4 protein-coding genes and 4 tRNA genes are annotated in these 3,847 nt (G+C 36.9%); 5 read left to right on the forward strand and 3 right to left on the reverse strand.

All coding sequences use genetic code 11. The annotated features are described in order from the left end of the window. The 4 genes from DWZ38_RS21740 to DWZ38_RS21755 all read left to right on the forward strand — a co-directional run bounded on the left by DWZ38_RS21740 (position 1) and on the right by DWZ38_RS21755 (position 369). Positions 1-74: transfer RNA gene (locus DWZ38_RS21740), tRNA-Ile, on the forward strand. A gap of 20 nt (positions 75-94) precedes the next feature. Next, positions 95-168: transfer RNA gene (locus DWZ38_RS21745), tRNA-Asp, on the forward strand. Between the two features lie 39 nt (positions 169-207). Next, a tRNA-Val gene (locus DWZ38_RS21750) sits at positions 208-280 on the forward strand. A 3-nt stretch (positions 281-283) separates the two neighbouring features. Beyond that, a tRNA-Leu gene (locus DWZ38_RS21755) sits at positions 284-369 on the forward strand. Between the two features lie 83 nt (positions 370-452). Here the strand turns inward: DWZ38_RS21755 and DWZ38_RS21760 are convergent. From DWZ38_RS21760 to DWZ38_RS21770, 3 genes are all read right to left on the reverse strand, one after another. Then, positions 453-1,709 carry a tyrosine-type recombinase/integrase gene (locus DWZ38_RS21760; RefSeq protein ID WP_004845968.1) on the reverse strand — a complete coding sequence of 419 codons (1,257 nt, stop codon included), beginning with the start codon at positions 1,707-1,709 and terminating at the stop codon, positions 453-455. Beyond that, positions 1,702-2,535: a Rep protein gene (locus tag DWZ38_RS21765; protein ID WP_173794097.1), complete on the reverse strand. Its 834-nt coding sequence runs from the start codon at positions 2,533-2,535 to the stop codon at positions 1,702-1,704. The genes DWZ38_RS21760 and DWZ38_RS21765 overlap by 8 nt, the downstream gene beginning before the upstream one ends. A gap of 142 nt (positions 2,536-2,677) precedes the next feature. Then, positions 2,678-2,998, reverse strand: coding sequence for a hypothetical protein (locus tag DWZ38_RS21770; protein ID WP_005330993.1), 321 nt, complete (start codon positions 2,996-2,998; stop codon positions 2,678-2,680). Between the two features lie 159 nt (positions 2,999-3,157). On the opposite strand from DWZ38_RS21770, the gene DWZ38_RS21775 reads away from it, so the two are divergent. Then, the gene (locus tag DWZ38_RS21775; RefSeq protein WP_005424130.1) at positions 3,158-3,574 is read left to right on the forward strand and encodes a helix-turn-helix transcriptional regulator; all 417 of its coding nucleotides are present in this window, start codon (positions 3,158-3,160) and stop codon (positions 3,572-3,574) included. The last annotated feature ends 273 nt before the right edge of the window (positions 3,575-3,847 follow it).

Raw genomic sequence — 3,847 nt, forward strand, 5'->3', positions numbered from 1 at the left:
GGACCTTTAGCTCAGTTGGTTAGAGCAACCGGCTCATAACCGGTCGGTCCTGGGTTCGAGTCCCCGAAGGTCCATTTTAATTTAATATTTTCCTGGCCCGGTGGCTCAGTTGGTTGGAGCGCCGCCCTGTCACGGCGGAGGTCGAGAGTTCGAGTCTCTTCCGGGTCGCTGCTGTTTTTAACAGCTAATTAAATATCTTTTATTTATGGGATCTTAGCTCAGCTGGGAGAGCATCTGCCTTACAAGCAGAGGGTCATAGGTTCGAGCCCTATAGGTCCCATATGCCGCAGTGGCGGAACTGGCAGACGCCCGGGACTTAAAATCCCGTGGGTAGTGATACCCGTACCGGTTCGATTCCGGTCTGCGGCATTAGTTAAAAATGGGAGAAACGTTGAATTTACAGCGTTTCTCTTATTTTTTTGTTTTAAAATGTTTGAACACCTTTGAACACTTTATGATGAAATACCAAGATTCTGAAAAGCAAGCCTGTCATTCTTCCTCTTATTGACATTCCGCAAGTAATGCAATGTTGTAGCTGTCTCACTATGTCCCATTAAATAACTAAGGGTTGTAAGATTATTTCCGTCAAAAGCTGTTGAAGCATTGTAAAAGCGGATTTTATGACTGGAATGATAAGGAACACCGGCTTCTTTGCAATATTTCTTCAAACGGCGATTAAAGCTGTCTGTTGTCATAATCTCGCCGTTGGGTTCAAAGACATATATTCCATTTGGATTTAATTCCTTTGCTTTGTGAAGAATTTTAAGTGCTTCGTCTGTAAGGAACTGTTTACGGAATCCATGAGAAGTATTTCCTTTCATTTGATTTACTACTTTTACTTTTCGGCTTGAGAATGTTAAATCATCATTCAATGTACGTTCACAGGTCGCCTGTCTGTGAAGATATACAAGCCTGTTATTGTAGTCAATATCTTCCCAACGGATAGCTTTTGTTTCTCCAACACGGATAAAGAGATAGAAAGATAACTGTATTGCAAGAGAATATGGCTCTATGATACACCGAAGATAATTTAATAACTTATGCGTATCATCACGGGAAAATACATTGTCACTTTGTACTTCTACTGGCTTATAGGTAAACTGTTTGAAATTCACATCAGAGACAGGATTATGTGATATAATTTCTTCTTCAATCGCATAACTCATGATTCCATTCAAAACAGAACGGGCATTACTGACTCGCTTGTGCGTGAACTGTCGGTCTTTTGTAGCTTCTCTGAAAAAGCGGATAAGCGTGATTGGTTTGATTTCGCCTATCTTCATTTTAACAAGTTCTGTATCTTTGAAAAATCTATTCCATTCAGATACATATTCTTGAATTGTTTTTGCTTTTACGGAAGTATAATCTCTTTTATACAAAAGCCATTCAGCATATAATTCTTCTAGTGTGACATTCTGACGGTTTTCAGCTTTCTGCTTTTCGATATAAAATCTGATGATTTCTTTTTCAAGGTTCTCTTTACTCTTCCTCTTAACAGGACGGCGTTTGTTAGGTTTGGTTTCATCGGGTAAATAAGTACGCCAGCTTTTTTCTGATTCCGAGTAATAAATTTCATATTTGTGATTCTTCAAGATTTTTTTATTTGCCATAATTTTAAAATCTTTGAAGACTTCATCTGTGGTCATGTTAGCACAGGTGGCTAACGTATTCAATAATGTTATATCTGAAAACGTAACGGGATTATCCATAAGATTCCCCCTTTACGCAAGGATTTTCTTTTTTAATTTTGATGTAGATAACACTGCTGTCCTTTAAGCATGAACCAGTAGATAAGAAAGCGTTGGTATCGTAAATTTGCCTTGTGTATTCTTTCTGAAAGACGATATTTTCTTTTTGTAAGTCATGTAAAATGTCTTCGGTCAGCATGACTTTTGTTTCGTGTGGAACTTTCAGATTTTGAGATTTAAAAAAGGCTTTTTTCTTATGTTCTTTCAAATCAAGGTCTTTTCCAAAATACTTGCTAAGATAACGACCTCTGTTTTCTTTGCTGTCTACATCAATGCGATTGATTTTAATAAATCCATGTGACCATAAATTCTGTAATTTTTCTTTTGCTATATACGGAAAATCAAAGAAAATAACATGATAATGGATTGCTCCACGCTTCTGTTTCTCCCACGTTGCAAGGTATTTTAATAACTGGGTTTTGGTATGGTACAAATAATAATTTAATCGCTGGATAAAATACTTAAATTCACGGTTAGTTATCAGGATTTCCTGAATGTTTTCTTTAAATGTCAGCGTTACAAATTTTGTTTTGTTATCAAAGTTGCAGTCAACAATACGGGCAATATCCCAACGAGCCTGTTCGTAATGTTTCTGCTTGCGTTTTAAACTGTCATATTGCTTATGAGCTGACATTTCATCAAATTTTTTTCGGTTACTTGTGTCTGTTAAATCTGCCTTTTCTTTCGAGTGAATAAAAATAGGGTTTTCGTAAATATATACTTCTTTTGTAGTAGGAGTTTCAATGATTTTCGTATTGTATGCAAAACACTCTTTTGTTTTGCTCACGAATCTCACCTCATATCCCAATTTTTGTAATGAATGTTCCGATTGTTTTCGGAAGATGTTGTTTTATATATCAAGTATAGAGGTCAGCCAGTTCAGCACCTATGACGTTGTCCGGCACTGACTGGCTGACATAGTAGGGAAATTATTTCATTCCCACTTTTCTGATATTGGAAGCTTCTGCTTTGACAGAAAGACGTCCATTATAGAGACTAGCCCAAGTATGTAATCCATCAAATGAGACTGGAATCTGCCCTTTTTGTTCAAGTTCTTCGTTGGTAACAATCGCTGTGTTAGCTTTAATGCCTACTTTGACTTTTTCAAACTTTAATTTTGGAAGAAGAACTGTATAGTAGAATCCTAATTTTTCTTTTGTAGAAAAGTCTACCCAGTCAGAAACTTCTACTAACTGAAATTCCTCTTGCAGTTTGTCTGGATTTAAAATAAAGTCATTTCCTCTAATCATCGTTTCACCTCCTTACGAATATCTGATTATCAGATATTAAGATAATCTTATGATAAAACAAGCGTTACAGAATGTCAATAGAAAATATCTGAATATCCGATAAAAAGATTGACAGAGAAAATTTGATGAAATATAATGTGCTTATAAAGGAGGTTCGCTATGAATAAAATAAAAGAATTGCGGAAAGAAAAGAATATAACCGTTGCGGAACTTGCAAAAGAATTAGGCATTTCACAAAGTATGCTTACGAACTATGAAAATGGAAACGGAACGCCGAGAGATGAATCTATATGGGAAAAATTATCACAGATATTCGGCGTGAGTAAAAGCCACGTTATGGGATTAACTACGGATATTGAAACAGCAAATAAGACAAAACAGTTGAAAGTGGTTGTGGATACATCTCAGCCGATCTCAATACAACCGAAGAATCAGACAGACCTTGATGTATTGATAAAACTGGATTTGATAGACAGTGAAGACATGGAAGAAGTGTCAGAATTTCTTGATAAACTGTTGGCACAGGAGAAATATGAGGGACGGAGAGAATCAAACGTTAAATATGTCGTTGAGTAGAAAATGCTTCTCAGCCGACCACTTGCCCAGTCGACCCGCCGCCCTGTTAGGAACCGTCGCACTGGGCATCCTTGCGGAACGTTAGTTTGCGAAAATACGAACAAGGAAATACTGCAATAAGAGGTATGCCAAGAAAATATAAAAATCTTGCATACTTTTTTTGATTGAACATTTTGTGAAATGGAATTATACTGTGTATAATGTGAAACAGACAAATCGGGATTGAACAAAATCGCTGCGCGATGGCCTGCCAAGGCTGTGGCGCAGTTTTAT

This window comes from Ruminococcus sp. AF31-8BH (assembly GCF_003460605.1).
GTDB lineage: Bacteria > Bacillota > Clostridia > Lachnospirales > Lachnospiraceae > Blautia_A > Blautia_A acetigignens.

What these genes read in the sequence shown, in the direction of transcription:
- DWZ38_RS21760 (WP_004845968.1), bottom strand. Translation starts at nt 1,709, where the DNA reads ATGGATAATCCCGTTACGTTTTCAGATATAACATTATTGAATACGTTA.
- DWZ38_RS21770 (WP_005330993.1), bottom strand. Translation starts at nt 2,998, where the DNA reads ATGATTAGAGGAAATGACTTTATTTTAAATCCAGACAAACTGCAAGAG.
- DWZ38_RS21775 (WP_005424130.1), top strand. Translation starts at nt 3,158, where the DNA reads ATGAATAAAATAAAAGAATTGCGGAAAGAAAAGAATATAACCGTTGCG.